This is a genomic window from Lysobacter sp. CC-YZS074, assembly GCF_056739745.1.
The window spans coordinates 2,919,675-2,946,047 of the sequence record NZ_CP200301.1 but is presented as its reverse complement, the minus strand read 5'-3'; the positions used below and the strand labels follow the sequence as shown (position 1 = coordinate 2,946,047).

Sequence of the window (26,373 nt, the reverse complement as noted above, 5' to 3'; positions counted from 1 at the left end):
ATGGCCGCAGGCACGCAGGATCTCGAACTGTTCGTACGCGAGGCGCTGGCCAGGGGGGCGTCGCGCGACGCCATCGAGGCTACGCTCGCCGACGCCGGCTGGCCGTCCGAGCAGATCCACAGCGCACTTGGCGCCTTCGCCGCGGTGGATTTCCCGGTGCCGGTGCCGAAGCCGCGCCCCTACCTGTCGCCGCGCGATGCGTTCCTGCACCTGGTCCTGTTCGCCACCCTGTACCTGTCCGCCTGGCACCTGGGCAGCCTGCTGTTCGACCTGGTCAACCGCGCGTTCCCCGATCCGGCCGATCCGGCCTACGCGATCGGCCAGGCGGCGCACTCAATGCGCTGGTCGGTCGCCTCGCTGGTGATCGCGTTCCCGGTGTTCCTGTTCGTGGCGCGCCACCTGGCACGCGAGCTCGCACGCAATCCGGTCAAGCGCCTGTCGCCCGTGCGCCGCTGGCTGACCTACCTGACCCTGTTCGTCGCCGCCACGGTGCTGATCGGCGACATGATCACGCTGGTCTACAACGTGCTGGGCGGCGAGCTGACGGTGCGGTTCGCGTTGAAGGTGCTGGTGGTGGCGGTGATCGCCGGCACGGTGTTCGGCCATTACCTGCTGGACCTGCGCCGCGAGGAGCGCGAGCCGTGAGCGCCGTCGACCGCAGCGGGACGGGCCGCTGGCTCGCAATCGTCGCCAGCGTCGTGGTGGCGGCCACCGTGGTTGCGGCGGTCGCGGTGATCGGCTCGCCCGCCGCGCAACGCGAGCTCCGCCTCGACCAGCGTCGGATCAACGACCTGCAGCACATCGCCCAGCTGGTCGAGCTGCACGTGCGCCAGTACGACGCCCTGCCGCCGGACTTGGCCGCCCTTGCGCGGCAGCCCGGGCAGCGCATCAATGCGACCGACCCGGCCGACGGCACGCCGTACGGCTATGAGGCGACCGGCCCGCGCGGATACCGCCTCTGCGCGAGCTTCGCCACCGACACCGCGGTCACCCGCGACGGTGCCGTTCCCGACGCGTGGAGCCACGGCCGGGGCCGGCAGTGCTTCGATCGCGAGGTACGGGACACGCCGGTGGACTGAGGAGGCGGACGCCCCGCGGCCGCCGGTTAGGGTGAGCGGTTCGTCGAATCCGGCGCGGCACGTGGCCCGGCGCCAGGCGCAGCGCCGGGGCCGGACGTCAGGCATCACGCCTCAGAACCGGTGCCACAGCCTCGCGAAGTACGCGGTGCCGTTGAGGCCGAACTGCACGCTCTCGAACACGTGGCCGTTGTCGGTCTCGTCGGGGTTCTGCCGGGTCGGGAACACGTCGAACACGTTGGCCGCGCCGACGGTGAGCCTGGTCTCCGGGTTGAACGAGTACGACACGCTGGCATCGGCCGAGGTCTTGTCCGCGTAGTGCTGGTACACCGGCGGCCCCGACCACGTGCCGAGGGTCTGCTCGCCGAAGTGGATCACCTTCAGGCTGAAGTCCCACGGTGCCAGCGCGTAGTCGAAGCCGAGCACCGCCTTGCGGCGCGGCGCGCCGTATTCGAGGAACAACCGGTCGCGCTCGCTCATCAGCACGTCCTCGCGTCCGGCGAGTTCCGGCGGCGTGTTGACCCGGGTGATCTCGGTCCTGCTGTAGTTCACCCCGAGCCAGGTCGAAAGCTCGCCGTCGCCCAGCGGCATGTCGTGGGCGACGGTCAGGTCGATGCCCTGGGTGCGGGTGTCGGCGGAGTTGAAGAAGAACCGCGCCAGGCCGACATCCATCGATTCGAGAATGGGTCCAATGGCGGGATCACTGGTGTCGAACTCGCCGCTGAGCACCACCCGGTCCTCGATATCGATGCGGTAGGCGTCCAGGGTCAGCGACAGGTTGTCGCGCGGCGTCCAGGTCAGGCCCAGCGTTCCGCCCTGCGAGGTTTCCTCGGTCAGGTTGGGGATGCCGGCCGCACGCGCCAGTTCGCTGTCGTTGGCGGCGATCACCACGTCGACCGGCTCGCCGGCGATGAAGTCGGTGATGGTCGAGGAGAAGTACTTCTGCTGCAGCGACGGCGCGCGGAAGCCGGTGCTGGCCGAGCCGCGCAACAGCAGCGTGTCGCTGACCTCGAACGCCATCGCGAGCTTGCCATTGAGGGTGGAGCCGAAGTCGCTGTAATCCTCGTAGCGGGCGGCCACGCCAAGCAGGAAGCGATCGGTCAGGTCGAACTCGAGGTCGACGTAGGCCGCGTCACTGTCGCGGCTGCGGTCGGTAACGTCCGACGGCTGGAAGCCGGGGAAACCCTGGCTGCCCGGATTGCCGCCCTCGCCGGCGCCGTCCGCGTCTATGTAGGAACCCGGCTCGCCGGCGCGGATGCGGTAGCGCTCTTCGCGGTGCTCCAGGCCGAACGCGAGGTTCATGCCGTTGAGCACGCCATCGAAATAGCGCGACACGTCGAGGTTGGTGGTGTCCTGCTCGAACGAGAAGCCGCCGGCGTCGAAGCTGTCCGGGCTGATGCCGGTGCCGCCTTCGAGGAGGTCCAGGTGGGCGATCGAGGCGTTGAGGGTGTTGTTGATGGTGTAGCGCAGCTCGTTGTAGCCGTGCGTCTGCGACAGGTCCCAGTGCCAGTTGCCGGCATCGCCGCGCACGCCGGCGATGGCGAAGCGGTCGTCGAGCACGCCGTCGATGAAGGGCACGAAGCCGTCCGGGTACATCGCCGCGGAGTTGCGTGACGGAATGTCTTCGGTGCCGAGGCCACCGCGGCCGAACGCGGCCGACGATGCGTCGCGGTTCTGCATGCCGGCGGTGAAGTACAGCTCGGCCGGCTCGCCCAGCGGGATGTCGCCGTTGAGATAGACGGTGCGGTTGTCGACCTCGGAGTCGCCGATGATGCGCGGGCTGCCCTTCGGCTCCGACCGGTCGGAGCGGCCGCGGTCGAGCCACTCGCCGGTGACCGCCAGCCCGCCGCCGGTCGCGAACTCGACGCCGCAGTACGCCGACGCCAGCGCGTTGTCGCCGTCGCCGCGCGAGTACTGGCCCCAGCCGAGCACCGCCTCGCAGCCGGGCCGGCGCTTGAGCGCGATGTTGATCACGCCGGCGATCGCATCCGAGCCGTACTGCGCGGCGGCACCGTCGCGCAGGACCTCGACCCGGTCGATCGCCAGCACCGGAATCGCGTTGAGGTCGGTGCCGGTGTTGCCGCGGTTGCGCGCGCCGTAGATGTTGACCAGCGCCACGGTGTGGTGGCGCTTGCCGTTGACCAGCACCAGGGTCTGGTCCGAACCCAGCCCGCGCAGCGCCGCGCCGTCGATCAGGTCGGCGCCGTCGGCACCGGTCTGGCGGGTCGAGGTGAATGAGGGTGCGGTGTACTGCAGCGTCTGCGCGAGGTCGAACTGGGCCCCCGACTGCGCCTGCTCCTCCATCGGGATGACGTCGACCGGCACCGGCGAGGTGGTGTCGGAGGAGCGGTCGAGCCGGCGCGAGCCGAGCACGGTGACCGCTTCCAGCTGGACCGCGTCCTGCGACGTTTCGGCGTCAGCGGGTGGGCCCTGCTGCGCCAGCGCGGTAAGCGGCAGTGGCAGCGAAAGGGCGAGCGCGATCGCCCGGCACAAATACGTGCATCTGGTGTTGCGTTCCATGCAATTCCCCGGGACTGGCTTGACTGGCTGGAGTCAAATGACTGGATCCCCCACTGCGTGGTCGAATCTAGTACGCGGCCGGGGCAGCGTCCACAACCGCGCTCACGACGTTTTCGATTCGTCGCGGACAAACGCCAGCGCCGCCGCCATGGCCGCGGGAATCACCGACCCGTGGGTTTCCCCTTCAAGCACGTGGAACTCGCAGGGCAGGCCCCGGTTGCGCAGCAGTTCGGCGAACGCGCCCGCGTTGTCGACCATGTGCTGCTCGCCGAGCACCGCAGCGTCGGCTTCGCCGGCAACCTCGACCGGCTTCTCCGGTCCGGCCACCTGCTCTCCGGAGCCGACAGTGATCAGCACCCGCGCATCGCGTGCCGCGGACCAGTCGATCCGGTGCGCCTCGCCGAGGATGCGTGCCCCGTCCCACCAGATCGACGGGCTTGCCGCGACGAAGTGCTGGAACCTGCCCGGTTCCGCCATCAGCGCCTGCAGCGCGAACAGGGCGCTGAGCGAGTGGCCGACCAGCGCCTGCCGGTCCGGATCGAGTGGCAGGGCATCGAGGTAGCGTGGCTGGAGTTCCCGCGTGAGGAACGCGAGGAACGCCTTGGCGTCGCCGTCCTCGTTCCACTCGGCAGCGCCGCGTGGCGGTGGCACGTCGTGGCGCGCCGGAAGGGTGAAGTCACGCCGGCGCAGATTGGGGTCGACCCCGCCCTCGTTGTCCCAGCCGATGCCGATCACCGCCACTCCGTCTTCGCCGTGCTCGTGCAGCGCCTGTTGCATCGGCGCCCAGGTGGTCGGGGTGTCGAGCAGCCAGATCGCCGCGTGACCGCCGTCGGGCGGATCGCCGGGTGGCAGATGGACGCGAATGTCGTACTTGCGCCCGATGGCGCTGCGGACCTGGTCGTGCATCGGTGGTTGTTCTGTGATTGCCGCGAGGGTGCGCCGCGGCACGGCGCTACCGTGAAGGTAGCGGTGAACCTGTGTGCGGCGGCTCAACACGGTCCGTCGGCAGCCCTGCCGGGTGGCGGTTTACGGGGCTGTCACTGCGGTGCGCCGACGATGCGTGTCCGCGACTGGCTTTCTTCAGGAGGAGCCGAGCATGAGCACTTCATCCACGCCCGACCGGCCGTCACAGCCCGGATCCCGCCTCACCCCGCGGGCGCCCGACGCTCCCGCGAGCGACGACCGCGCGGACAACGGCCGCACCGACGATGCCGGCTATGGCGGCGGCAACCTGGTCGGCAGCAACACCAGCGGCATCGAGTCGGCCGCGTCGGCGCAGAACGGCACCTCGCATGGCAACGGCGGCAACGAGGCCTCCGCTGGCGACCAGCCGATCGGATCGGCGCTCGCCGCCAGTGACGGCAACGAGCTGTCAGGTATCGGCAACGCCTCCGAGTCGGGGCCGGGGACATTGGGGGCGACTTCGGGTGGCGAGCGGGCGTCCGCCGGCCGCGCCGACGTCAACCGCTCCCCGCGCGATCACGGCAACAGCCTCGACGAGTGAGCGACGGCTCGATCGCGGATGGCCATGCTGCTTCCCAGGGAAGCGGACCGCTGCTTAACGGATTTTCGACGTAGCCCAACGGTGGCCGAACATCCGGCCGGATCGCGGCTTGAAACCAGATGGTCGCCACCTATCTGGCGTGGCAGGAGCGGCGGGGGCCGCTCAAGCACACGAGAGAACCGACCATGAACCAGATGATCCGCCATCAATGGCAGAACGAGAGCCGCCCGCAGGATCCGCTGCGCCAGCTGATGGACCGGCTGTTCGAAGGCAGCCTGTTCAACGCGACCTCCGCCGACGAGTCGTCGGTGGTGACCAGCCAGTGGATCCCGCGCGTGGACATCAAGGAGGAGCCCGACCGCTTCGTGCTGTACGCCGACATTCCCGGCGTCGACCCGGAGGCGATCGAGGTGCAGATGGACAAGGGCATGCTGACGATCAAGGGCGAGCGCCGCAGCGAAGCCACGGGTGATGCCGAACGCTTCTCGCGGATCGAACGCCGTCACGGTGCCTTCCACCGCCGCTTCGCGCTGCCCGACAGCGCGGACGCCGAAGGCATTTCCGCACACGGGCACAACGGCGTGCTCGAGATCACCATCCCCAAGCGGCCGGAGACGACGCCGCGGCGCATCCAGGTGGGCGTCCGCAAGGACTGACCGCTCGCCATGCACCGGCCGCGGCGCTGGCCGCGGCCGGATCCGGCGCGGCGGGTTCGCGCCACTTCCGGACTGCAGGTGGCTCCCGGGCCGGTAACCCGGGGCGTGCGGCGGCCGCCCGCCGGCCGCCGCACGCCGGCGGGTCGACAGCCGATCCGCAGCCGAGTCCTGTGCCGATCGGCCGCGCGCGCCTCAGGCAGGCGGTGCCGGGACGTCGAGCGGCAGGCGCACGACGAAGTCGCTGCCCCGGTCCAGCCCGTCGCTGCGTGCCTCGACGCTGCCGCCGTGCAGCTCCACGATCTCCTTCACCAAGGCCAGGCCGATGCCCATCCCTGCGTGGGCCATCGGCGTCGACGCCTGGGTGAACATCTGGAAGATCCGCTTCAGCATCTCCGGTGCGATGCCGATGCCGTTGTCGGCAATGCGCACCACCAGCCAGCGGCCGTGCACATTGCCCTTCACCCAGATGCGGCCGTGGTCGTGGGTGTACTTGATCGCGTTGAGCAGCAGGTTGACGAACACCTGCTGCAGGCGCACCCGGTCGCCGGGAACCGTGATCGCCTCGCCGGGCGGGAGCAGCAGCTCGATGATGCGAACCGCGTCGGGCGTGCGCTGCTGTGCCGTATCGATGGCGGACCTGAGCAGTGCCTCCAGCGGCAGGCGCTCGGGGAACAGCTGGAGCTTGCGCGCCCCTGCGCGGCTGGCGTCCTGGAGGTCGTTGATCAGCCGCTCGGCGAAATCGACGTTGCGCTCGAGAATCGACAGGAGCGGCTGCAGTTTCGGCTCGCCGCCGGCCAGCCGGCGCAGGATCCCGGTCGCCATGCCCAGCGACGACAGCGGGTTGCGCAGCTCGTGGCCGATCGTGGCGATGGCGGTGGTCTTGATCTCGTTGGCTTCCGCCATCGCCGAGGCGCGCCCTTCGAGCGTTTCGATGCGCATCTTGAGGTCGGTGAGGTTGCGCATCACCTTGGCGAAACCGACCAGCCGGCCATCCTCGCCGCGGAGAGCCACCATCATCCCGGACGCCCAGAAGCGCGCGCCATCGGCGCGCTGCATCCAGCGGTTGTCCTCCGCCGAGCCGTGGCTGGTGGCAACATTGATCTCGTGTTCGGGGATACCCAGGCGCCGGTCTTCGGGAATGAAGAACCTTGCCGACGGCTGGCCGACGATGGCGGGCGCCTCGGCGCCAAGTACCTTGGCGGCGCCCGGGCTGGCCCAGACGATCGTGCCGCCGGGTGCAACCAGCAGGATCGCGTGGTCCTCCGATTGCCGCGCGAACGCCCACACCAGTTCCCTGGCGGTCGCATCATCGATTGCGCCCGACGGACCCGCCGATGCCGTGGGCTCGGGTGGGATGCCGCTCACGGGATGTCCCCGGATTTCATGCGGCCAGCATGGGTGCCGGCAGATGAGTTTTCGGTTAAGCGCCGCGGGCGGTGCCGATCCTCCATGCACGGTTCCACCTGACCTTGATCGCCCCGCCCCACCATGACCCTTTCCGAATGGAGCGACCCGGAATGCCGATCAAGGTCCGTACGTCCGGCTGCCTGGTCAGCATCGTGCTGTCGGTGGCGTTGACCATCGCGCTCAACCTGATGCTGCGCAGCTGCGGTTGAGCGGCAGTGCCTGCCACCCGCCTTGAATGTCGATGCCCGCGGTGCCATTGCGGACGGATCGTCACAGGAGACATCCATGAAGACAGTCCTCGTCACCGGCGCCAACCGCGGCATCGGCCTCGCCCTGACCCGCCGCTTCAGCGGACGCGGAGACCGCGTCATCGCGGTCTGCCGGCACAGCAGCCCGGAACTCGATGCGACCGGCGCGGAGGTCGAAGCCGGCGTCGACGTCACCGACGGACCGGCCGTGGCGGCGCTCGCGCGGCGACTCGCCGACACCCGCATCGACGTGCTCGTGCTCAACGCCGGCATCCTCGGCAACGAGTCGTTCGGCACGATCGACGATGACGGTTTTGACAGTATGCGGCGTCAGTTCGAGGTCAATACGCTCGGCCCGCTGCGAGTCGCGCAGGCGTTGTCGGAGCGGCTCGGCGAAGGCGCGAAGATCGGCATCGTCACCAGCCGCATGGGATCGGTGGCCGACAACGGCTCCGGCGGCTACTACGGCTACCGCGCGTCCAAGGCGGCGGTGAACGCGGTCGGCAAGTCGCTCGCGCTGGACCTGAAGCCGCGCGGCATCGCGGTGTTCCTGCTGCACCCGGGCTACGTCGCGACCGACATGGTCGGGGGCACGGGCGACGTAACCCCCGAGCAGTCCGCGGCGCAGCTGGTCGAACGGCTGGACACCCTCACCCTCGAGCAGAGCGGCACGTTCTGGCATGCCACCGGCAGCGCCCTGCCGTGGTGAGCGCGGCGTTGCCGGCGTGCTAACGGCCGCCGTGTGACCGTGCCGGTGCCGGCGTCCTCCCGGGCGCCGGTCCGCACGCTTCATGGAGGACGTATGAACCATCCCGACCGGAATCAGCATGGCACCCGCACCGATGTCGCCCCGCCGAGTGAAGAACGCCGGGCCATGCAGCCCGACGACGACCCGGTGACCGGCCCCACCGCCGCCAACCTGCTGCACGAGGAGCAGGGCGCCGAAGACGCGCGCCTGGAGAACCAGGGCGAACCCGTCGAGGACGACCTGCAGGGCCGTCGCGGCAGCGGCATCCCCGCCGTCGACGACGTGCGCAGCGACAACATCGACGAGCAGACCCAGGCGCGGCGTTGATGCGGTCACGCGTCGTCGTTGCAGCGACGCCCGGCCATCACGCGCGCGCGGGCCGCTTCCGCTGACGGATCGTGACGGCGCATCGCGCCGCGGCAATGGCAGCATGTCGCCCTCAAGCCTCTCCAAGACCCGCCCATGACCCAGCCCGACGAATACGACCCCGACGACAACTTCGCCCACGGCTTCGATGCCGGCGCGGATGCCGATGACGAAGCCGGCACCGAGGCGGTGGTCTGGCAATTGCTGCTGCTGATCAACCCGGGCGACGAGGACGCGGCGTTGCAGCAGTTCGCCGCGTTCCAGGAGGTCTGGGCGGAGGGCGCCGACGACGGCGATGTCGCCGCGATCCTGCAGGACGTGATCGACTGGCGTGCCGGTTTCCGGGTGGACGACGGCGACACCGCCGGCGTGGTCGACAGCCTGGCCGAGCTGGCCGCGCGCTGGAACCTGCGCATCGACTGGGGCGTCGAGGACCCCACCGACGACGACTTCCTCGATGGCGTCGAGGTGGAAGCGTTGCTCGCCACCGCGTTCGACCGCCTGCGTGAGCACGGCTACACCTTGTGGATGCGCGAGACCGACGGCGGCCACGCCGGGTGGATCAGCCTCGGCCGGGACGACGAGGCGATGCGCGTGCTTGCGCCGGCGCTCGGCATCGACGTGCGTCCCGCGGGCGGCTAGCGGGTCGCGCCGGGCCTCACTGAACCGGCTGTCGATGCACGCCGCCATGTTCACCGGTTGTTTCCCGCCGTCGCCCGAGACTCGGCCCACCCAACCGCATCCGGAGGACACCATGAACAAGATCGCCGTGCTGAGCCTGGCCCTCGCCGCGTCGCTGCCCGCGGCCGCGTTCGCGCAGGACGCCATGACGGAGCAGCAGATCCGCGCCGAGCTGACCGCTCAGGGCTACACCCGGGTCAACGACGTGGAGTTCGAGGACGGCGTGTGGAAGGCCGACGCCCGCAGCGCCGACGGCAACCGCATGGAAGTGCGCATCGACCCGGCGACCGGCAAGGTCTACCCCAACACCGGGGTGGCCGCCCTGGGCGAGGCCGATGTGCGGGCCCGCCTGGCCGCCGCCGGCTACCTCAACGTGCACGACGTCGACTACGAGGACGGCATCTGGAATGCCGAGGCCGACGACCCGGAAGGCCGCGACGTCGAGTTGAAGATCGATCCCGATACCGGCGAAGTGATCGGCACCGAAAAGGACTGATCCGGACCGCGCCCGATCCGACACCCCGCCGTTGTCCGGCGGGGTGTCGCTGTTTCCGCATCAGGCTTCGCGCTGGCGTTCGGCCCGGCCGGCCCGATCCGCGGCGTTGACCTCCTCCGCGCCCGGCGAACGGGTGTCCGCGCTGTGCACGGACAGTCCGCCCGGTGCGGGCGGTTCATCGCGACTGTCGCCGGCGCGTGACAGGTCGGCACGCACCCGCGGCAGCGACTCGGGATGGTGGCTGTGCAGGAAGCAGATCATCCGTTCGCGCGCGACGCAGCGCAGGTCGAACAGATCGCCCGAATTGCGCGCGCTCACCAGCAGGCGCACCTGCATGGTGGTCTGGTCGGTCTCGGTGACCTGGGCCACGCAGACGCGTCCGTCCCAGCGCCCGTCGCTTTCGCAGATGCGCCGGAGCTCGTCGCGCACCGCGGCCATGGGTGTGCGGTAGTCCAGCCACAGGAACGCGGTGCCGAGCAGCTGCGCACTGGTGCGGGTCCAGTTCTGGAACGGGTTCTCGACGAACCACTGCAGCGGCACGACCAGCCGGCGCTCGTCCCACACCCGCACCACCACGAACGCGCTGGTGATCTCCTCGATGCGGCCCCACTCGCCGTCGACGATCACCACGTCGTCGAGCCGGATCGGCTGGGTGAGTGCGATTTGCAGGCCGGCGATCAGGTTGCCGAACACCGGCCTGGCGGCGATGCCGGCCACCAGCCCGACGATGCCGGCCGAGGCGAGCAGGGTCGCGCCCAGCTCGCGGATCGCCGGGAACGTCATCAGCGCGATCGCCACGCCGACCAGCCAGATCGTGATCTGCGCCACCCGGCCGAGCACGCGTGCCTGGGTCTGGATCCGCCGGGCCTCGAGGTTGTCGGCCACCTCGACCGGATGGCGGCGCAGGATGCCGCGCTCGATCGCGCCGATTACCCGCACCGCGAGCCAGGTGATGCACAGCAGCCCGCCCACCGCGAGCCAATGCTGGATCCGCCCGACCCAGACCTCCGGCAGCGGCGCGCCGGCGACCGCGAGACTCAGGAAGAACAGCGGCAGCGCCACCGCCGCCGGCATCGCGATCACTTCCACCAGGCGCGCGCGCCGGCCGGGCGAGCGTGCACGTACGCGACGGGCCACGGCCAGAACCATGCGGCGCACCAGCCACGCGAGCGCCAGCGCCACCAGCAGCGGCCAAGCGATCGCGACGAACTGCTCCCAGCTGAAAGTCAATTCGGGCTCCGCGGCGGACGAGCCCCGATGCTGCGCCGGCGGGTGTCAAACCCGCGTAGGGTTCGTTGCTGCGAGGTGCGGTGAACATCCCAGCGGACCACGCAAGACGGCCGCGCCGGCGGATCTCGCGCATGTCCCGCGCTTGTGTAGGAGCGGCTTCAGCCGCGATCGGATGATCGTCCGCCAGTGCCCATTCCACGATCGCGGCTGAAGCCGCTCCTACAAAAGCCCAGGCCTGCATGCCCGCCCGGCATCCAGAGCCCTCGCCAGCCGGGTGCAGGCGCTAAGGGCGCAGGCGGGCGCTGCTCACTCCGCCGGTCCCTGCCGCGCCGCGCGCAGGCGCTCCAGTTCGAGCTGGTCGCGCTTCTCCTGCTGCTTGCGCAGTTCCTCCTGCCGCATCGCCTCGACTGCTTCCGGACTCGGCTCCTCGTGCAGCGACAGCGACAGGCCGGCGGCCGCCGAGGGTTCGCCGCGGCGGCTCTTGAGCTTGATGCTGAGCCGCAGCTCGTTGGCCGAGTCGGCGTTGCGGATGGCTTCGTCGTAGGAGATCAGGCCCTCGTTGTAGAGCTCGAACAGGGCCCAGTCGAACGTGCGCATGCCGAGCTCGCGCGACTTGTTCATGATGCCCTTGAGCTCGTTGAACTCGCCCTTGAAGATCTTCTCGGCGATGGTCGGGGTGTTGAGCAGGATCTCGATCGCCGCGACCCGGCCCCTGCCGTCCTCGGTGCGGATCAGCCGTTGCGAGACGATCGCGCGCAGGTTCGCCGACAGGTCCATCAGCAGCTGGGTGCGGCGCTCCTCCGGGAAGAAGTTGATGATCCGCTCCATCGTCTGGCTGGCGCTGTTGGCGTGCAGCGTGCTCAGGCACAGGTGGCCGGTCTCGGCGAAGGAGATCGCGTGCTCCATCGTCTCGGCGTCGCGGATTTCGCCGACCAGGATGACGTCGGGTGCCTGCCGCAGGGTGTTCTTGAGCGCGTGGTGCCAGGAGTGGGTGTCGACGCCGACCTCGCGGTGGGTCACCAGCGACTTCTGCGACACATGCGCGTACTCGACCGGATCCTCGACGGTGATGATGTGGCCGGCCGAGGTGCGGTTGCGGTGGTCGATCATCGCCGCCAGCGACGTCGACTTGCCCGACCCGGTACCGCCCACGAGGAGCACCAGGCCGCGCTTCTGCATCACCACGTCCTTGAGGACCTCGGGCAGGCGCAGCTTTTCGAAGTTCGGGATCTCCGCGGCGATGGTCCGCAGCACCATGCCAACGCTGCCCTGCTGCACGAACACGTTGACCCGGAAGCGCGACAGGCCGGGCACGACGATCGCGAAATTGCACTCCATCTGCTCGGCGAACTCCGCGCGCTGCTTGGCATTCATCAGCGCCTCGGCGAGCCTGGCGGTCACCGCGCCGGTCAGCTTCTGCTGGCTCAACGGGGTCATCTGGCCGTGGGCCTTCATGCTCGGCGGGAAGTCGTGGGCGATGAACAGGTCCGAGCCGCCGGCCTTTACCATGGCCGCGAGCAGCTTATGCATGTAGTCGCGGGCCTGTTCCTCGGTGAGCGTCGTCATGGGCGGGGTGGATGCGGGCGGGCGGCGATCATGCCAGCCCGGGTGCGACGGCCAGGTGGCGGGACTGCACCGCGGCCATGCCGCGCGCGGACAAGTGCGGGCGGATGCCTCAGTGCTCCTCGTCGCGGCGCTTGCCGTACCAGAAATCCAGGCGGTGGCGCGAGCGCAGCATCCGTCGCCCGCCGACCATGAAGCGCGCAAGGAACCCCAGCTGTTCGAGCAGCGAGAACGTGCGCAACTTGCGGGCCGAGGTATGCACCGCTTCGCGCAACACCACGAAACGCCCCTGCCGGGCCAGCGCCCGGCTGATGGCGACGTCCTCGCCGGCGTAGTAGCGCTCGTCGAAGCTGCCGGCGGCGTCGAATGCCGCGCGGGTGCAGAACACGAAACAGCCGGGCGCGATCCGGGTGGCGCGGAACAGCAGGATGGACAGGGCCTGCAGTCCGCGTTCGTGTGCCGCGAGCGGCCCGCGCAGGCGCACCGCCGCGCCGCCTCCTACCGCGCCGGCATCCATCGCCGCCAGCGCGGCGGACACCACCGCGCGGTCGACGACGGTGTCTGCGTCGATGAAGAAAAGCCGGCCGCCGCGGGCGTGGCGTGCGCCGGTATTGCGGGTCGCCGCGATATGACGGTGCTCCACCCGGATCACCGCCACGCCACGGTCGCGGGCGATCGCGGCGGTGCGGTCGGTGGATGCATCGTCGACCACGAGGATTTCGCAGGGCTCGTCGAGCGAACCGGCCACCGCGTGCAGGGCGTCCAGGGTCGCGCCGATCAGGCGCGCTTCGTTGTGGGCCGGGACGATGAAGGAAATCACGCAGGCTCCGCTGCGGGGGGGCGCCGCCATTGTCCCCGGCCGCTGTCAAAGGCCCGGTGACAATCGCTTGGACGACATCAGACCGGCGGCGGATTCCGTTCGGCGAACTGGCCGTTCCAGTAGGGGTAATACGGGTAGGGCGGCGTCACCCGGCTGGCCTCGTCCAGGCGCGCGATCTGCCCGGCGTCCAGCGTCCAGCCGACCGCGCCGAGGTTCTGCCGGAGCTGCTCCTCGTTGCGCGCGCCGATCAGCACCGTCGACACCGTCGGCCGCTGCAGCAGCCAGTTGATCGCCACCTGCGGGACGGTCCTGCCGGTCTCGGCGCCGACGGCTTCGAGCGCGTCGACCACGCGGTACAGGCGTTCCTCCTCGACCGGCGGCGCGAAGCCGGCGGTGTCATGCAGGCGGCTGCCGTCCGGCAGCGGCTGGCCACGGCGGAGCCGCCCGGTCAGGCGGCCCCAGCCCAGCGGGCTCCAGACCACCGCGCCGATGCCCTGGTCGAGCCCGAGCGGCATGAGTTCCCACTCGTAGTCGCGGCCGACCAGCGAGTAGTACGTCTGGTTGGCGACGAAGCGGCCGGTGCCGAGGCGGTCGGCGGCGGCCTGCGACTTCATCAGCTGCCAGCCGGAGTAGTTCGAAGCGCCGAGGTAGCGGACCTTGCCCGCGCGGACCAGGTCGTCGAGCGTCGACATCACGCTGTCCACCGGCGTCATCGCGTCGAAGTGGTGCAGTTGCAGCAGGTCGATGTAGTCGGTGCCCAGCCGCTGGAGCGCGCGGTCGGTGGCGCGCAGCAGGTGGTGGCGCGAGGCGCCGACATTGTTCGGGCCCTCGCCGGCACGCAGGCTGAGCTTGGTCGACACGATGACCTTGTTGCGGCGCCCCTTGATCGCCTCGCCGAGGACCGATTCGGCGGCGCCGTCGGAGTACACGTCGGCGCTGTCGAACAGGTTCATGCCGGCATCGAGACAGATGTCGACCAGCCGTCGCGCCTCGGCGACGCCGGTGGTGCCCCAGGCGCCGAACAGCGGACCCTTGCCGCCGAATGTGCCGGTACCGAGGCCGAGCGCGGGCACCTTGAAGCCGGAGCGGCCGAGAAAACGGGTTTCCATGGGAGTTCCTTGGTGGTGGGAGGGGAAAGGCGCAGGCGTCAGCGCGGACAGGCCGCCGGCGCGGTAAGTGGCGGCGTCGGCGCCCGGTCTGGCACGCGCCGGTCCCGCCGCACGCTCCAGAGCGCCACCGCCAGGCCCAGCAGGGTCACCAGCGACGCGACCCAGGTCACCGCGGTCAGTCCCGGGCCGTGGGCGATCACCACGCCACCCAGCCACGCGCCCAGCGCGTTGCCGAGGTTGAAAGCAGCAATGTTGAAGCTCGACGCCAGGCTCTGCCCCGCGCCTTCGGCTTTCTGCAGCACCCGCATCTGCAGCGGCGCGACAGTGGCGAACGCGGCGGCGCCGAGCAGGCCGGTGAACAGCACCGCGGCCGGCTTGCTGTGCAGCGCGAACGTCATCAGGCCCAGCACCAGCGCCAGCAGAGCCAGCGAGCCGAGCAGGGTGGGCACCAGCCGGCGGTCGGCGAGTTTCCCGCCGAGCAGGTTGCCGGCGACCATGCCGACGCCGAACACCAGCAGGATCGGCGATACCGCGCTGTCGGCGAAGCCGGTGATGCGGGTCAGGATCGGCTGGATGTAGGTGAACACCGCGAACACGCCGGCGTAGCCGACCACCGTCGCCAGCAGCCCGAGCAGCACCTGCACGCGGCCGAGCACCCTGACCTCCTCGCGCATCGAGATCGGCGCCTGGTCGGTGCGGTCGGCCGGCACCAGCGCGGCGATCACCGCGGTCGCGACCACGCCGATCGCGACCACCGCCCAGAACGTGGAACGCCAGCCGAAGTGCAGGCCCAGCCACGCACCGGCCGGCACGCCGAGCAGGGTCGCAACGGTCAGGCCGGTGAACATGATCGAGATCGCCGAGGCCTTGCGGTCCTCCGCCACCAGGCCGGTCGCGACCACCGCGCCGATGCCGAAGAACGTGCCGTGGGCGAGCGAGGTGACCACCCGCGCGACCATCAGCCACGTGTAGTCCGGGGCCAGCGCGCAGGCCAGGTTGCCGAGCGTGAACACCATCATCAGTGCCACCAGCGCCGCCTTGCGCGGCAGCCGGCTGGTGGCCGCGGTCAGCAGCGGCGCGCCGACGAACACGCCCAGCGCATAGCCGGAGATCAGCAGGCCGGCGGCGGCGATGGTGACCTGCAGGTCGGCGGCGACCTGCATCAGCAGGCCCATGATCACGAACTCGGTGGTGCCGATGCCGAACGCGCCGATGGTCAGCGCGTAGAGGGCGAGGGGGATGCGTGCCGGGGGCGGAACGCCGGTGGCGGGGCGGATGGCGGGAGGCATGGCGGGCAGGCCGGAGAAGGAGCGGGCAGCCTGCGCCCTCGCTTTATCGCCGGAAACCGTCAATATCGACAATCAGTTTCCACGGAAAGTTGAAAATCGATGGAGCGCCTCGACGATATCGCCCTGTTCCTGCGCGTGCTCGACCTCGGGTCGATCAGCGCCGCCGCGCGCAGCCTCGACCTTTCGGTCGCGGTGGCGAGCCAGCGTCTGAAGCGGTTGGAACGCGAACTGGGCGTGCGGCTGCTGCACCGGACCACCCGCCAACTGCACGCGACGCCCGAAGGCCTGCTGCTGGCTACCCAGGGACGCGCGCTGGTCGAGGACCTGGAGGCGCTGACCGCCGGCCTGCGCCAGTCCGGCGCCGGCGTCGCCGGCACGCTGCGGGTGACCATGTCGTCGACGTTCGGACGCATGTACATCTCGCCGCTGCTGCCCGAGTTCCTCGCGCTGCACCCGGCGGTGCGGGTCAGTGTCGGCCTCGACGACCAGAAGGTGGACCTGGTGAGCGCCGGCCTGGACCTCGCGATCCGCATCGGTGCGCTGGACGACTCGAGCCTGGTCGCGCGCAAGCTCGCCACCAACCGGCGCGTGCTGTGCGCCTCGCCCGAGTATCTGCGGCGCCATCCCGTGCCGAAGACCGCCGCCGACCTGGCAGAACACGAATGCCTGCTGCTGGTCGGCAGCCAGGGCCGGCAGGACACCTGGCGCCTCACCGACCGTCGCGGCCGCGCCGCCGCCGTGCGGGTCGGCGGCCGCATCGAGAGCAACCAGGGCGACCTGCTGCGCGATGCCGCGCTGGCCGGACTCGGCGTCGCCCTGCATTCGCTGTGGCATGTCAGCGACGACCTGCGCTCGGGACGCCTGCGACAGGTGCTGCCCGAATACCGGCTGGCCGACACCGGCATCCACGCGGTGATGCCGCAGCGGCGGCTGGTGCCGCCACGGGTGCGGGCCTTCGTCGATTTCCTCGCGGCGAAATTCGACGGCACGCCGCCATGGGAGCGGGAAACCTAGTCCGGGGTGGCAGGGCCGGCGCCGGGCGCCGGCCAGCGTTGCGCGCCTCCGCCGGTCGCTCCCAGCGCATCGGCCGGATTGGCGAGCCGGCACCGCGTGATCGACACGCAGCCGCAGCCGATGCAGTCGTCGAGCGTGTCGCGCAGTTGGACGAGCTGGTGGATGCGGGCGTCGAGTTCTTCTCGCCAGCGCGCCGACAGCCGAGCCCAGTCGCTCCGGTTCGGGGTGCGGCTGTCGGGCAGCTCGGCGAACGCGGACGCCACGGTCGCCAGCGGGATGCCGACGCGCTGGGCGGCGCGGATCACCGCCACCCGGCGCAGGCTGTCGCGCGGGTAGCGGCGCTGGTTGCCGGCGGTACGGCGGCTGTGGATCAGCCCCTTGGCCTCGTAGAAGTGCAGCGCGGACACCGCCACGCCGCTGCGCTGTGCCAGTTGCCCGACGCTGAGCTCGGCGGGGACCGCCATGGCCTTGACCTCGAGTTTGCTTGAGCTTTTATCCTCGGCGTCGACGCGGTCGCGGTCAACGGAAGGAACAGCGGTGGACATGCAGGCGGACATGGATCGAAACGCGGGCAACGATGCGGGTGGCAACGCCGGGCCGGATGCCGCCGTGGCGGACGGGCTGCTCGGCCGGCCGCACCGCGCGCTGACCCTGGGCGCGGTATCGCTGGTGGCGCTGTACGCATTCGAGGCGCTGGCGGTGGCGACCGCGATGCCGACCGTTGCGCAGGCGCTGGACGGGCTCGCGCTGTACGCGATGGCCTTCGCCGGCACCCTCGCCTCGAGCGTGGTCGGGATGGTCGCGGCGGGCCGCTGGGCCGACTGGCGCGGACCGCGCACGCCGCTGCGGCACGGCATCGCGTGGTTCGCGCTGGGGCTGGTGATCGCCGGGCTGGCGCCGGCGATGTGGGTGCTGCTGGTGGGGCGGGTGGTGCAGGGCTTCGGCGGCGGGTTGATGTCGGTGTCGCTGTACGTCGTGGTCGGCCGCGCCTACCCGGCCGGACTGCGCGCGCGCATCTTCGCCGCGTTCGCCGCGGCCTGGGTGCTGCCGGCGGTGGTCGGGCCGACGATCAGCGGCCTGATCGTCGAACATCTGGGCTGGCGCTGGGTGTTCCTGCTGGTGCCGCTGGTCGCCGGCGCCGCGGCGTGGATGGTGCTGCCGGCACTGCGCGGGCTGGGGCCGCTGCCGGACGAGGGCGGTGGCGAATCGCGCGACCGGCACCGGTTGGCATGGGCGGTGGGCGCCGCGGCGTGCGCACTGGGGCTGCACTACGCCGGCCAGCAGGCGGGTGCCGCCGCCGCGGTGCTGCTCGCGGGTTCGGCCGCGGCGCTGCTGGTGAGCATCCGCCGGCTGCTGCCGCCCGGGACGCTGCGGGCCGCGCGTGGGCTGCCGTCGGTGATCGCGCTGCGCGGCATCGCCGCCGCCGCGTTCTTCGGCACCGAGGTGTTCCTGCCGCTGCTGCTGTCACGCGAGCGTGGGCTGTCGCCGACCTGGGCCGGGGTCGCGTTGACGATCGGAGCGCTCGGCTGGTCGGCCGGCTCGTGGTATCGCGGCCGGCTGGCCGCGCCGTCGCCGGTGCGGGTGCTGCGTGCCGGCATGTCGCTGCTCGCGCTGGGCATCGTGGGGGCGGCGCTGGCGATCAGCCCGGCGGTGCCGGTGCCGGTCGCGATGGCGGGATGGGTCGTTGCCGGACTCGGCATGGGACTGGTGTTCCCAAGCCTGTCGGTGCTGACGCTGGAGCTGTCGCCTCCGGCGCGGCAGGGCGTGAATGCCTCGGCGCTGCAGTTGTGCGATGCGCTGTTCACCGCGGCCACGCTGGCGCTCGGCGGTTCGCTGTTTGCGGCGTTGCTGGCGCGCGCGCCGCTGGCAGCCTACCTGTCGGGGTTCGTTGCCACGGCGGTACTGGCGATGGCCGGGGCGATGGTGGCCGGGCGGGTGAGGCCGGCGACCGTGTCGCGCGACCCGTAGGAAGTCCCCTTGGGGCAAGGACCCGTGGCGGTCCTGGTCAGGAACCACTCTCGCGGATCGCTAACGGCACCTGTGCAAGGGTGGGACCGTCGACCGGCGTGATGCGCCGGCCTGCTTTCCCCACCCAAGGAGGAGCGCCATGAACAGCCCCGATCGTTCGACCTCGATCTCGACGTCCACCCCGGCCGACGGCAGTGCCCGCGCCAGTGGCCAGCACCAGGGCCTGCGCCAGCCCGACGACGACCACCGCGTCGAGGACGCGCTCGACAACGTCGGCCTGAAGGACAGCTCGGCCACGCTGGAGGACCAGTTGCGCGACCGTCGCGGCAAGGGCGTGCGCGGCGGCTACGACGACTCGATCGAGCACGACGCCGGCAATGGGCCGGTGAGCGACGACGAAGTGGCCCGCTCGCCCCGCAACACCTGAGCGACCGCGCTCGCGCCGCGCCGGCTCAAGGTTCCGGCGCGGCCGCCGATATCCCCGGATGACATGGGGCCGACCGTCCGGCCAACAGGGGGAGTCGTGCGGCCCGTCAGCGCAGAAGAGGTGGAACTGGGTACGCCACTGGCGTGGTCGGTCTACGACCGTGCCGGCAAGCTCCTGTTCGTGCAGGGCATGGTGCTGGCGTGCCAGGCCCACCTCGACATCATCCTCGAGCGCGGACTGGTGGTGCCTGAGACCGCCACCAGCGGCGGCGCGATGGCCCCGCCGATGCATCCGGAATCCGGTGAGGACACCGAGGTCGATGCGGAGGGCGAACAGGACGACGAAGCGCCGGGCGAACCCGAGCCGCCGGTATTCCGCGCCATGCAGCAGTTGCGGCGCGAACTGCAGGGCCTGCATGCCGGCCTGCTGAGCTGCAGCTCCGACGAACTGGGCGAGCAGGCGCGCTGGCTCGCCCTGCGCCTGCAGTCCCTGGTCGCGCGCGATGCCGACGCCGCGCTTGCGGCCATGCAGCTGGAGGTCGGCGACGACGGCGAGGTGGCGCGGGTGCTGCACGCGGCGACCCTGTGCCAGGTGCTGGTGCAGGCGCTGCAATGGGAAGCCGACGAAGGCCTGTCGGTGCTCGCCGCGGCGCTGACCTACGACGTCGCGCTCGGGCCGGTCTCGACCGTGCTCAACCGCCAGACCGGCGCGCTCACCGTCGACCAGCGGGCGATGATCGACACCCACCCCGAGGCCGGCGTGGAGCTGCTGCAGGCCGCGGGCGTGGACGACGAGGTCTGGCTGGAGGCGGTACTGCAGCACCACGAGCGGCTGGACGGCAGCGGCTACCCGGCCGGGCTGTCGGGCGAGGCGATCAGCCGCGGCGCGCGCATGCTGGCGATCGTCGACATCTATTCGGCGATGGTGCGGCCGCGCGCGTATCGCGAGGCGATCCACGCCCGCCACGCGTTGCGCAGCCTGTTTCTGGAGCGCGGCAAGGCGGTCGACGAGCGCCTGGCGACGCTGCTGGTGCGCGAGATCGGGGTGTTCCCGCCGGGCACCCCGGTGCGGCTGGCCAACCGCGAGGTCGGCGTGGTGCTCCGCCGCGGCACCGATGCGGCGCGTCCGGTGGTGGCGCGCCTGATCAACGCGAACGGCACGCTGGCGGCGATCGCCGCGCAGCGCGACACGTCGCAGGCGGAGTTCGCGATCACCGAGACGGTGCCGCCAACCAAGTACCAGGCGCTGGTCGCCAGTGCGAGCGAGCTGTGGTGCAACGACCGCGGCCGGCTGAGACCCTGAGGCGCGCGGGCAGCGGCGTCGCGTCTCGGTCCGAGCGGACCTAGGCGCCGACGCGCTCGCGGACCGCCTGCATGTCGCGCACTGGGCGCACTTCGATGCAGCCGGTCTGCGCCCACGGGAACTCCGAGGCGATCCGCACGGCTTCGTCGAGGCTGTCGGCTTCGATCAGGTTGAATCCGGCCAGCACTTCCTTGGTTTCGGCAAACGGGCCGTCAAGCACCTGGGTGCGGCCGTCGCGGATACGCACGGAACGCGCCTTGCGGCTGGACTCGAGCTGTTGCGACTGCAGCAGGCGCCCTTCGCGCTGCATGTCGTCGGCCTTGGCGAAGCAGCCTTTCATCCGGGCGTCGAATTCGCCTTCGGGCATGGCATCGAGCAGTTCGTCGTCGTTGTAGACCAGCAGCAGGAATTGCATGGCGGTTCCGGCGGGTGGGAGTGGGCGAATGATGCCGCAGATGGACTCGGGGTGGTCGCCTTGTCCGCTGGCGCCGGGAGCGTGGCGGCGGTGATGCGGTGCAGCGGGGGGCGGCCGCGCTTCGGGAGTGCGAGGGGGAGCGGGCGTCGAGGGGAGGGGGCTTCTTCGCGGTGCCGCACCGGCTTGCGTGCGCCTCGCATTCGGGACGCGACGTACAGACCGCGACTCGCGCCGCTCCTGCGCGCGCGAGCCACGCGCCGCGGTGTCGATTCCGCGCCCCGCCGCCCGTCGTAGGGACAGGAGCACGCCACCGCCTCCGCGGACCGGCGGTTCCCGCCCACTTCAGGAGAAACGACATGCGCGTGATGGTGATGGTCAAGGCGACCGCCGATTCGGAGGCCGGGGTGATGCCCGGCGAGCAGCTGCTGGCCGACATGGGCCGCTTCAACGAGGAGCTGGTCAACGCCGGCGTGATGCTGGCCGGCGAGGGCCTGCACCCCAGCGCCAAGGGCGTGCGGGTGAAGTTCTCCGGACGCGAGCGCACTGTCGTCGATGGACCGTTCGCGGAGACGCGCGAGCTGGTCGCGGGCTTCTGGCTGTGGCAGGTGCGCTCGATGGACGAGGCGATCGAGTGGGCGCGGCGCTGCCCGAACCCGCACCCCGGCGAGTCCGAGATCGAGATCCGCCCGGTGTTCGAGGACGACGACTTCGGCGCCGGGTTCACTCCCGAGCTGCGCGAGCAGGAGCAACGCCTGCGCGAGCGGATCGCCGACCGCTGAGCCCAAACGACACCAGGAGAACGCCATGGCTTCGAAGATCTTCGTCAACCTGCCGATCAGGGACCTCGACCGTTCGGTCGCCTACTTCACCGCGCTGGGCTACCGCTTCAACCCTCAGTTCACCGACGAGAACGCGACCTGCATGATCGTCGCCGAGGACCGCATCTTCGTGATGCTGCTGGTCGAGCCGTTCTTCCGCGGCTTCACCGACCGGGCGGTGTGCGATACCGCCACGTCGATCGAGGCGATCATCGCGCTGGACCTGGACAGCCGGGAAGCGGTCGATGCGATGCTGCAGAAGGCGCTCGCGGCCGGCGGGCGCGAACCGCGGCCAGCGCAGGACCTCGGCTTCATGTACCAGCGCAGCGTGGAGGATCCCGACGGGCATCTGTGGGAGTACTTCCACATGTCCGGCATGCCGGCGCAGTGACGTCGCGCCGTCGCGGCCATGGTCCCGATTGCGACCCCGGCACAGGATCGGATCGCGCCGTCCCGCCACTTGCCGGCCACGGCCGGCGGTGGTGTGATCGGCGCCGATGACGACACCCACGCCGCGGCACGACGTCCACCACGCCATCGACGCGATCTGGCGGATCGAGTCGCCCAGGGTCATCGCGCGGCTGGCGCGGATGCTGCGCGACGTCGGCTTGGCCGAGGACCTCGCGCAGGACGCGCTGGTGGCGGCGCTGGAGCACTGGCCCGCGGCCGGCGTACCCGACAACCCGGGCGCGTGGCTGATGACCACCGCGCAGCGCCGGGCGATCGACCGCCTCCGCCACGACAGCCTCGTGCGCGAGCGTCACGAGCAGTTCGGTGAGGCGCTGGAGCCGGCATCGATGGGCACCCCCGACGACACCGCGCGGCTGGACGACGACATCGGCGACGACCTGCTGCGGCTGGTGTTCACCGCCTGCCACCCGGTGCTGCCGGTCGAGGCGCAGGTCGCGCTGACCCTGCGCCTGCTGGGCGGGCTGACCACCGCCGAGATCGCCCGCGCGTTCCTGCAGCCCGAACCGACCATCGCCCAGCGGATCGTGCGCGCCAAGAAGACGCTGGCGACGAAGCGGGTGCCGTTCGAGGTGCCGCGCCGGGCCGACCTGCCGGATCGACTGGCGGCGGTGCTCGGCGTGGTCTACCTGATCTTCAACGAGGGCTATGCCGCCACCGCCGGCGAGGACCTGATGCGGCCGGCGCTGTGCGAGGAAGCGCTGCGGCTGGGCCGGGTGATGGCCGGGCTGGCGCCGCGCGAACCGGAGGTGCACGGACTGGTGGCGCTGATGGAAATACAGGCCTCGCGGGCGAAGGCGCGCACCGGTCCGGACGGCGCGCCGGTGCTGTTGCTGGAGCAGGACCGCGCGCGCTGGGACCGGCTGCTGATCGGCCGCGGGCTGGCGGCGCTGGAACGCGCGCAGCAACTGGGCGGAACGGACGGCCCGTACGCGCTGCAGGCTGCGATCGCCGCCTGCCATGCGCGCGCGGCGACCGCCGCCGACACCGACTGGGCACGCATCGCCGCGCTGTACGCCAGGCTCGCGGAGGTGACCGCGTCCCCGGTGGTCGAGCTCAACCGCGCAGTCGCGCTGTCGATGGCCGAAGGACCGGCGGCGGGGTTGGCACTGGTCGAGGAACTGGCGGGCGAGCCGGCGCTGCGGGACTACCACCTGCTGCCCGCGGTGCGCGGCGACCTGCTGAGCCGGCTCGGCCGCGGCGGCGAGGCGCGCGGCGAGTTCGAGCGCGCCGCCGCGCTGACCCGCAACGAGCGCGAGCGCGCGCTGTTGCTACAGCGGGCGGAGGCCTGCGAAGGCCCGGGCAGGTAGTCCCCGGCACCGAAGTGACAAAGCCCCGGCGGCAGCCGGCGCCCAGTGCCGGCCCGCCGCCGCGGCGTCTCCCTGACGAGGAGGCGGCCAGTGTCCGGCGTGGTCGTCGCAGCGGGCGAGACGGCGCCGCGCCCGTCGTTTTTCGCAAGCGCCAGGCTCATCCGGGGCCGCGCGTTGTTTCCACATGCGCCACGCATGCCCGCGACCGCCCGTCGCGCCAAGTGCTGGGCGCCCGCCGCGTGACAAGCCCCGCGCGTGGCGGGGCTCGTCAGGCGCGCGGCAGCCGATGCTCAGGCGTGCTTCTTCACCCACGCGATGAACGCATCCATCCAGCCCTGCAGGAACTCGCGGCTGCCTTCGCCGATCCGGCCATCGTCGGTGAACAGCCCGTCCTTGACCTGGATGAAGGCCTCCGGCTGGCCCAGCGTCGGCATGTCGAGGTAGGCCAGCGTGTTGCGCAGGTGCTGCTGCGCCAGCGCGCTGCCGATCGAGCCGATCGAGGCGCCGATCACGCCCGCCGGCTTGCCGGCCCAGGCGCTCTGGCCGTAAGGGCGCGAGGCGTGGTCGATCGCGTTCTTGAGCACGCCCGGCACCGAGCGGTTGTACTCGGGGGTGACGAACATCACCCCGTCGGCGGCCTGGATCGCCGCCTTCAGGCGCTTCACCGGCTCGGCCTGGTCGTCGTCGTCGTCCTGGTTGTACAGCGGCAGGTCGCCGATCCCGGCAAACGCGAAACTGCAGTCCGGCGGGGCCAGCTTGACCAGCGCCTCGGCCAGCTTGCGGTTGAACGACTCCTGGCGAAGGCTGCCGACAACGACGAGGATCTGGCTCATGGAAAATCTCCTGGGGCGGGCGTGATGCGCGGGGCGGCCGCCGCGATGCGGCCATGCAGGCGATCCACTCTGCGCGCCACGTCGTTACCCGGCCGTCGAGACCGTCCGCGCGGCTTGCGTCCGGAGCTACCCGCCCGCCGCCCCGGCCGGAGACAGGGCGGTGAACGCCGGACACGACAGCGGTGCAGCGACGGCGTCCAACGGCGGGCCGGTGAATTCCGCGACCCGTGCGGCCAGGCGGGCGTAAGCGCCTCCGCCTGCGAGGAGCCGGCACTCAACCGGCGCACACCGACAGGGTCACCGTTCCGGGCCGAAACACAGTCTCCCGCCAGAAGGGTTTATCGCCGCCACCGGTGCGGGCAAGCTGGGCCTCCTTCGCGCCTGCAGGAAGCGTCCGTGCCCCCGATCATCACCGTCCGCGACCTTACCAAGACCTACGCCTCCGGCTTCCAGGCGCTCAAGGGCGTCGACCTGGAGATCCGCCGCGGCGAGATCTTCGCCCTCCTCGGGCCCAACGGTGCCGGGAAGACCACGCTGATCAGCATCGTCTGCGGCATCGTCAACGCCAGCTCCGGCACGGTGCTGGCCGATGGCCACGACATCGTCCGCGACTACCGCGCCGCGCGCTCGAAGATCGGGCTGGTGCCGCAGGAGCTGTCGACCGACGCGTTCGAAAGCGTCTGGGCGACGGTGCGCTTCAGCCGCGGCCTGTTCGGCAAGGCGCCGGACGATGCCTACCTCGAACAGGTGCTGCGCGACCTGTCGCTGTGGGACAAGCGCGACAGCAAGATCCTCGCGCTGTCGGGCGGCATGAAGCGGCGCGTGCTGATCGCCAAGGCGCTGTCGCACGAGCCGACCATCCTGTTCCTGGACGAACCCACCGCCGGGGTCGACGTCGAGCTGCGCCACGACATGTGGCAGATGGTGCACCGCCTGCGCGAGCGCGGCGTCACCATCATCCTGACCACCCACTACATCGAGGAGGCCGAGGAGATGGCCGACCGCATCGGGGTGATCAACAAGGGCGAGCTGGTGCTGGTCGAGGACAAGGCCGAACTGATGCGCAAGCTCGGCAAAAAGCAGCTGGTACTGACCCTGCAGGCGCCGCTGACCGAAATCCCCGCGGCGTTGCGGACGCTGCCGCTGGAGCTGTCGGCCGACGGCGCCACGCTGACCTACACGTTCGATACGCAGGGCGAGCGCACCGGGATCGCGACGCTGCTGCGGCAGCTGGCCGACCACGGCGTCGACTTCAAGGACCTGCACTCCAGCGAGAGCTCGCTGGAGGAGATCTTCGTCGGCTTGGTGCGCTCGGCGCGCGAGGAGGCGGCATGAACATCCACGGCATCAGGGCCATCTACAGGTTCGAAATGGCGCGCACCTTCCGCACGATCACCCAGTCGATCGCTTCGCCGGTGCTGTCGACCTCACTGTACTTCGTGGTCTTCGGCGCGGCCATCGGCTCGCGCATGGGCGACATCGACGGGGTCAGCTACGGCGCCTTCATCATCCCCGGCCTGATCATGCTGTCGCTGCTCAACGAGAGCATCTCCAACGCCTCGTTCGGCATCTACATGCCCAAGTGGTCCGGGACGATCTACGAGTTGCTGTCGGCGCCGGTGTCGTACCTCGAGGTGGTGATCGGCTACGTCGGCGCGGCGGCGACCAAGTCGCTGATCCTCGGGCTGCTGATCCTGGTGACCGCGCGGGTATTCGTGCCCTACGAGATCGCCCACCCGGTCTGGATGCTGTGCTTCCTGCTGCTGACCGCGGTCACCTTCAGCCTGTTCGGTTTCATCATCGGGCTGTGGGCCGACGACTTCCAGAAGCTGCAGGTGATCCCGCTGATGATCGTGACCCCGCTGACCTTCCTCGGCGGCGCGTTCTACTCGATCAGCATGCTGCCGCCGGTGTGGCAGAAGATCACCCTGTTCAATCCGGTGGTGTACCTGATCAGCGGCTTCCGCTGGAGCTTCTACGGGGTGTCGGACGTCAACGTCGGCATCAGCCTGGCGGCGATCATCGGCTTCCTGCTGCTGTGCCTGGGCGCGGTGTGGTGGATCTTCCGCACCGGCTGGAAGCTCAAGGCCTGAGCCTGAGTCTGA

General features: G+C 70.7%; 27 protein-coding genes and 1 pseudogene. 17 read left to right on the top strand and 11 right to left on the bottom strand.

The genetic code is table 11. From position 1 onward, the window contains the following. Window positions 1-645, top strand: a complete 645-nt coding sequence (locus U8331_RS13355) for a DUF5671 domain-containing protein (protein WP_481131497.1) — start codon at window positions 1-3, stop codon at window positions 643-645. Then, complete coding sequence (locus U8331_RS13350) at window positions 642-1,079, top strand: hypothetical protein (RefSeq protein ID WP_481131496.1); 438 nt, start codon at window positions 642-644, stop codon at window positions 1,077-1,079. The genes U8331_RS13355 and U8331_RS13350 overlap by 4 nt, the downstream gene beginning before the upstream one ends. Window positions 1,080-1,190: 111 nt before the next feature. Here U8331_RS13350 and U8331_RS13345 read toward each other — a convergent pair whose 3' ends face one another. Together U8331_RS13345 and U8331_RS13340 are read right to left on the bottom strand one after the other, a co-directional pair. After that, window positions 1,191-3,596: a TonB-dependent receptor plug domain-containing protein gene (locus tag U8331_RS13345; RefSeq protein WP_481131495.1), complete on the bottom strand. Its 2,406-nt coding sequence runs from the start codon at window positions 3,594-3,596 to the stop codon at window positions 1,191-1,193. Between the two features lie 102 nt (window positions 3,597-3,698). Further along, entirely contained in the window at window positions 3,699-4,502 is an 804-nt protein-coding gene (locus U8331_RS13340; RefSeq protein WP_481131494.1) for an alpha/beta hydrolase, read from the bottom strand. Window positions 4,503-4,692: 190 nt separating this feature from the next. Between U8331_RS13340 and U8331_RS13335 the strand changes: the two genes are divergently transcribed. After that, window positions 4,693-5,100: a hypothetical protein gene (locus tag U8331_RS13335; RefSeq protein ID WP_481131493.1), complete on the top strand. Its 408-nt coding sequence runs from the start codon at window positions 4,693-4,695 to the stop codon at window positions 5,098-5,100. A gap of 251 nt (window positions 5,101-5,351) precedes the next feature. Beyond that, a complete protein-coding gene (locus U8331_RS13330; RefSeq protein WP_481132994.1) occupies window positions 5,352-5,756 on the top strand; it encodes an Hsp20/alpha crystallin family protein in 405 nt (134 codons plus the stop codon). 192 nt (window positions 5,757-5,948) lie between these two features. On the opposite strand, the gene U8331_RS13325 is transcribed toward U8331_RS13330, so the two are convergent. Beyond that, complete coding sequence (locus U8331_RS13325) at window positions 5,949-7,121, bottom strand: PAS domain-containing sensor histidine kinase (RefSeq protein ID WP_481131492.1); 1,173 nt, start codon at window positions 7,119-7,121, stop codon at window positions 5,949-5,951. Window positions 7,122-7,448: 327 nt separating this feature from the next. Between U8331_RS13325 and U8331_RS13320 the strand changes: the two genes are divergently transcribed. The 4 genes from U8331_RS13320 (at window position 7,449) to U8331_RS13305 (ending at window position 9,702) form a co-directional block, all read left to right on the top strand. Further along, complete coding sequence (locus tag U8331_RS13320; protein ID WP_481131491.1) at window positions 7,449-8,120, top strand: SDR family oxidoreductase; 672 nt, start codon at window positions 7,449-7,451, stop codon at window positions 8,118-8,120. Between the two features lie 165 nt (window positions 8,121-8,285). Beyond that, window positions 8,286-8,486 (top strand): hypothetical protein, encoded by a 201-nt coding sequence (locus U8331_RS13315; RefSeq protein ID WP_481131490.1) that lies wholly within the window; start codon window positions 8,286-8,288, stop codon window positions 8,484-8,486. Window positions 8,487-8,621: 135 nt separating this feature from the next. Next, the gene (locus U8331_RS13310) at window positions 8,622-9,167 is read left to right on the top strand and encodes a DUF6630 family protein (protein WP_481131489.1); all 546 of its coding nucleotides are present in this window, start codon (window positions 8,622-8,624) and stop codon (window positions 9,165-9,167) included. A gap of 112 nt (window positions 9,168-9,279) precedes the next feature. Further along, window positions 9,280-9,702: a PepSY domain-containing protein gene (locus U8331_RS13305; RefSeq protein WP_481131488.1), complete on the top strand. Its 423-nt coding sequence runs from the start codon at window positions 9,280-9,282 to the stop codon at window positions 9,700-9,702. 60 nt (window positions 9,703-9,762) lie between these two features. Here the strand turns inward: U8331_RS13305 and U8331_RS13300 are convergent, their stop codons facing one another. The 5 genes and pseudogenes from U8331_RS13300 to U8331_RS13280 form a co-directional block, all read right to left on the bottom strand. Continuing rightward, window positions 9,763-10,932 (bottom strand): mechanosensitive ion channel family protein, encoded by a 1,170-nt coding sequence (locus U8331_RS13300; protein ID WP_481131487.1) that lies wholly within the window; start codon window positions 10,930-10,932, stop codon window positions 9,763-9,765. 444 nt (window positions 10,933-11,376) lie between these two features. Next, window positions 11,377-12,498: pseudogene (locus tag U8331_RS13295) on the bottom strand (PilT/PilU family type 4a pilus ATPase); the annotation flags it as partial. A 109-nt stretch (window positions 12,499-12,607) separates the two neighbouring features. Continuing rightward, window positions 12,608-13,315 (bottom strand): glycosyltransferase, encoded by a 708-nt coding sequence (locus U8331_RS13290; RefSeq protein ID WP_481131486.1) that lies wholly within the window; start codon window positions 13,313-13,315, stop codon window positions 12,608-12,610. A 77-nt stretch (window positions 13,316-13,392) separates the two neighbouring features. Next, entirely contained in the window at window positions 13,393-14,424 is a 1,032-nt protein-coding gene (locus U8331_RS13285; RefSeq protein WP_481131485.1) for an aldo/keto reductase, read from the bottom strand. Between the two features lie 38 nt (window positions 14,425-14,462). After that, complete coding sequence (locus U8331_RS13280; RefSeq protein ID WP_481131484.1) at window positions 14,463-15,713, bottom strand: MFS transporter; 1,251 nt, start codon at window positions 15,711-15,713, stop codon at window positions 14,463-14,465. Window positions 15,714-15,812: 99 nt separating this feature from the next. Between U8331_RS13280 and U8331_RS13275 the strand changes: the two genes are divergently transcribed. Continuing rightward, the gene (locus U8331_RS13275; RefSeq protein ID WP_481131483.1) at window positions 15,813-16,727 is read left to right on the top strand and encodes a LysR family transcriptional regulator; all 915 of its coding nucleotides are present in this window, start codon (window positions 15,813-15,815) and stop codon (window positions 16,725-16,727) included. Here U8331_RS13275 and soxR read toward each other — a convergent pair. Then, on the bottom strand, window positions 16,724-17,191 hold the full coding sequence (soxR, locus tag U8331_RS13270) for a redox-sensitive transcriptional activator SoxR (RefSeq protein ID WP_481131482.1): 468 nt from the start codon (window positions 17,189-17,191) through the stop codon (window positions 16,724-16,726). The genes U8331_RS13275 and soxR overlap by 4 nt on opposite strands. A 91-nt stretch (window positions 17,192-17,282) precedes the next feature. On the opposite strand from soxR, the gene U8331_RS13265 reads away from it, so the two are divergent. The 3 genes from U8331_RS13265 to U8331_RS13255 all read left to right on the top strand — a co-directional run bounded on the left by U8331_RS13265 (window position 17,283) and on the right by U8331_RS13255 (window position 20,424). Continuing rightward, window positions 17,283-18,695: an MFS transporter gene (locus tag U8331_RS13265; RefSeq protein WP_481131481.1), complete on the top strand. Its 1,413-nt coding sequence runs from the start codon at window positions 17,283-17,285 to the stop codon at window positions 18,693-18,695. 139 nt (window positions 18,696-18,834) lie between these two features. After that, on the top strand, window positions 18,835-19,122 hold the full coding sequence (locus U8331_RS13260; RefSeq protein WP_481131480.1) for a hypothetical protein: 288 nt from the start codon (window positions 18,835-18,837) through the stop codon (window positions 19,120-19,122). 96 nt (window positions 19,123-19,218) lie between these two features. Then, a complete protein-coding gene (locus U8331_RS13255; RefSeq protein WP_481131479.1) occupies window positions 19,219-20,424 on the top strand; it encodes an HD-GYP domain-containing protein in 1,206 nt (401 codons plus the stop codon). A gap of 40 nt (window positions 20,425-20,464) precedes the next feature. Here U8331_RS13255 and U8331_RS13250 read toward each other — a convergent pair whose 3' ends face one another. Further along, complete coding sequence (locus tag U8331_RS13250) at window positions 20,465-20,839, bottom strand: YciI family protein (protein WP_481131478.1); 375 nt, start codon at window positions 20,837-20,839, stop codon at window positions 20,465-20,467. Between the two features lie 356 nt (window positions 20,840-21,195). On the opposite strand from U8331_RS13250, the gene U8331_RS13245 reads away from it, so the two are divergent. The 3 genes from U8331_RS13245 to U8331_RS13235 all read left to right on the top strand — a co-directional run bounded on the left by U8331_RS13245 (window position 21,196) and on the right by U8331_RS13235 (window position 23,435). Continuing rightward, a complete protein-coding gene (locus U8331_RS13245) occupies window positions 21,196-21,618 on the top strand; it encodes a YciI family protein (protein ID WP_481131477.1) in 423 nt (140 codons plus the stop codon). 25 nt (window positions 21,619-21,643) lie between these two features. After that, window positions 21,644-22,048: a VOC family protein gene (locus tag U8331_RS13240; RefSeq protein ID WP_481131476.1), complete on the top strand. Its 405-nt coding sequence runs from the start codon at window positions 21,644-21,646 to the stop codon at window positions 22,046-22,048. Window positions 22,049-22,154: 106 nt separating this feature from the next. Beyond that, complete coding sequence (locus U8331_RS13235; RefSeq protein ID WP_481131475.1) at window positions 22,155-23,435, top strand: RNA polymerase sigma factor; 1,281 nt, start codon at window positions 22,155-22,157, stop codon at window positions 23,433-23,435. Between the two features lie 290 nt (window positions 23,436-23,725). On the opposite strand, the gene U8331_RS13230 is transcribed toward U8331_RS13235, so the two are convergent. Further along, on the bottom strand, window positions 23,726-24,268 hold the full coding sequence (locus U8331_RS13230) for an NADPH-dependent FMN reductase (protein ID WP_481131474.1): 543 nt from the start codon (window positions 24,266-24,268) through the stop codon (window positions 23,726-23,728). A 396-nt stretch (window positions 24,269-24,664) separates the two neighbouring features. Between U8331_RS13230 and U8331_RS13225 the strand changes: the two genes are divergently transcribed. After that, complete coding sequence (locus U8331_RS13225) at window positions 24,665-25,603, top strand: ABC transporter ATP-binding protein (protein WP_481131473.1); 939 nt, start codon at window positions 24,665-24,667, stop codon at window positions 25,601-25,603. Next, entirely contained in the window at window positions 25,600-26,361 is a 762-nt protein-coding gene (locus U8331_RS13220) for an ABC transporter permease (RefSeq protein ID WP_481131472.1), read from the top strand. The genes U8331_RS13225 and U8331_RS13220 overlap by 4 nt, the downstream gene beginning before the upstream one ends. The last annotated feature ends 12 nt before the right edge of the window (window positions 26,362-26,373 follow it).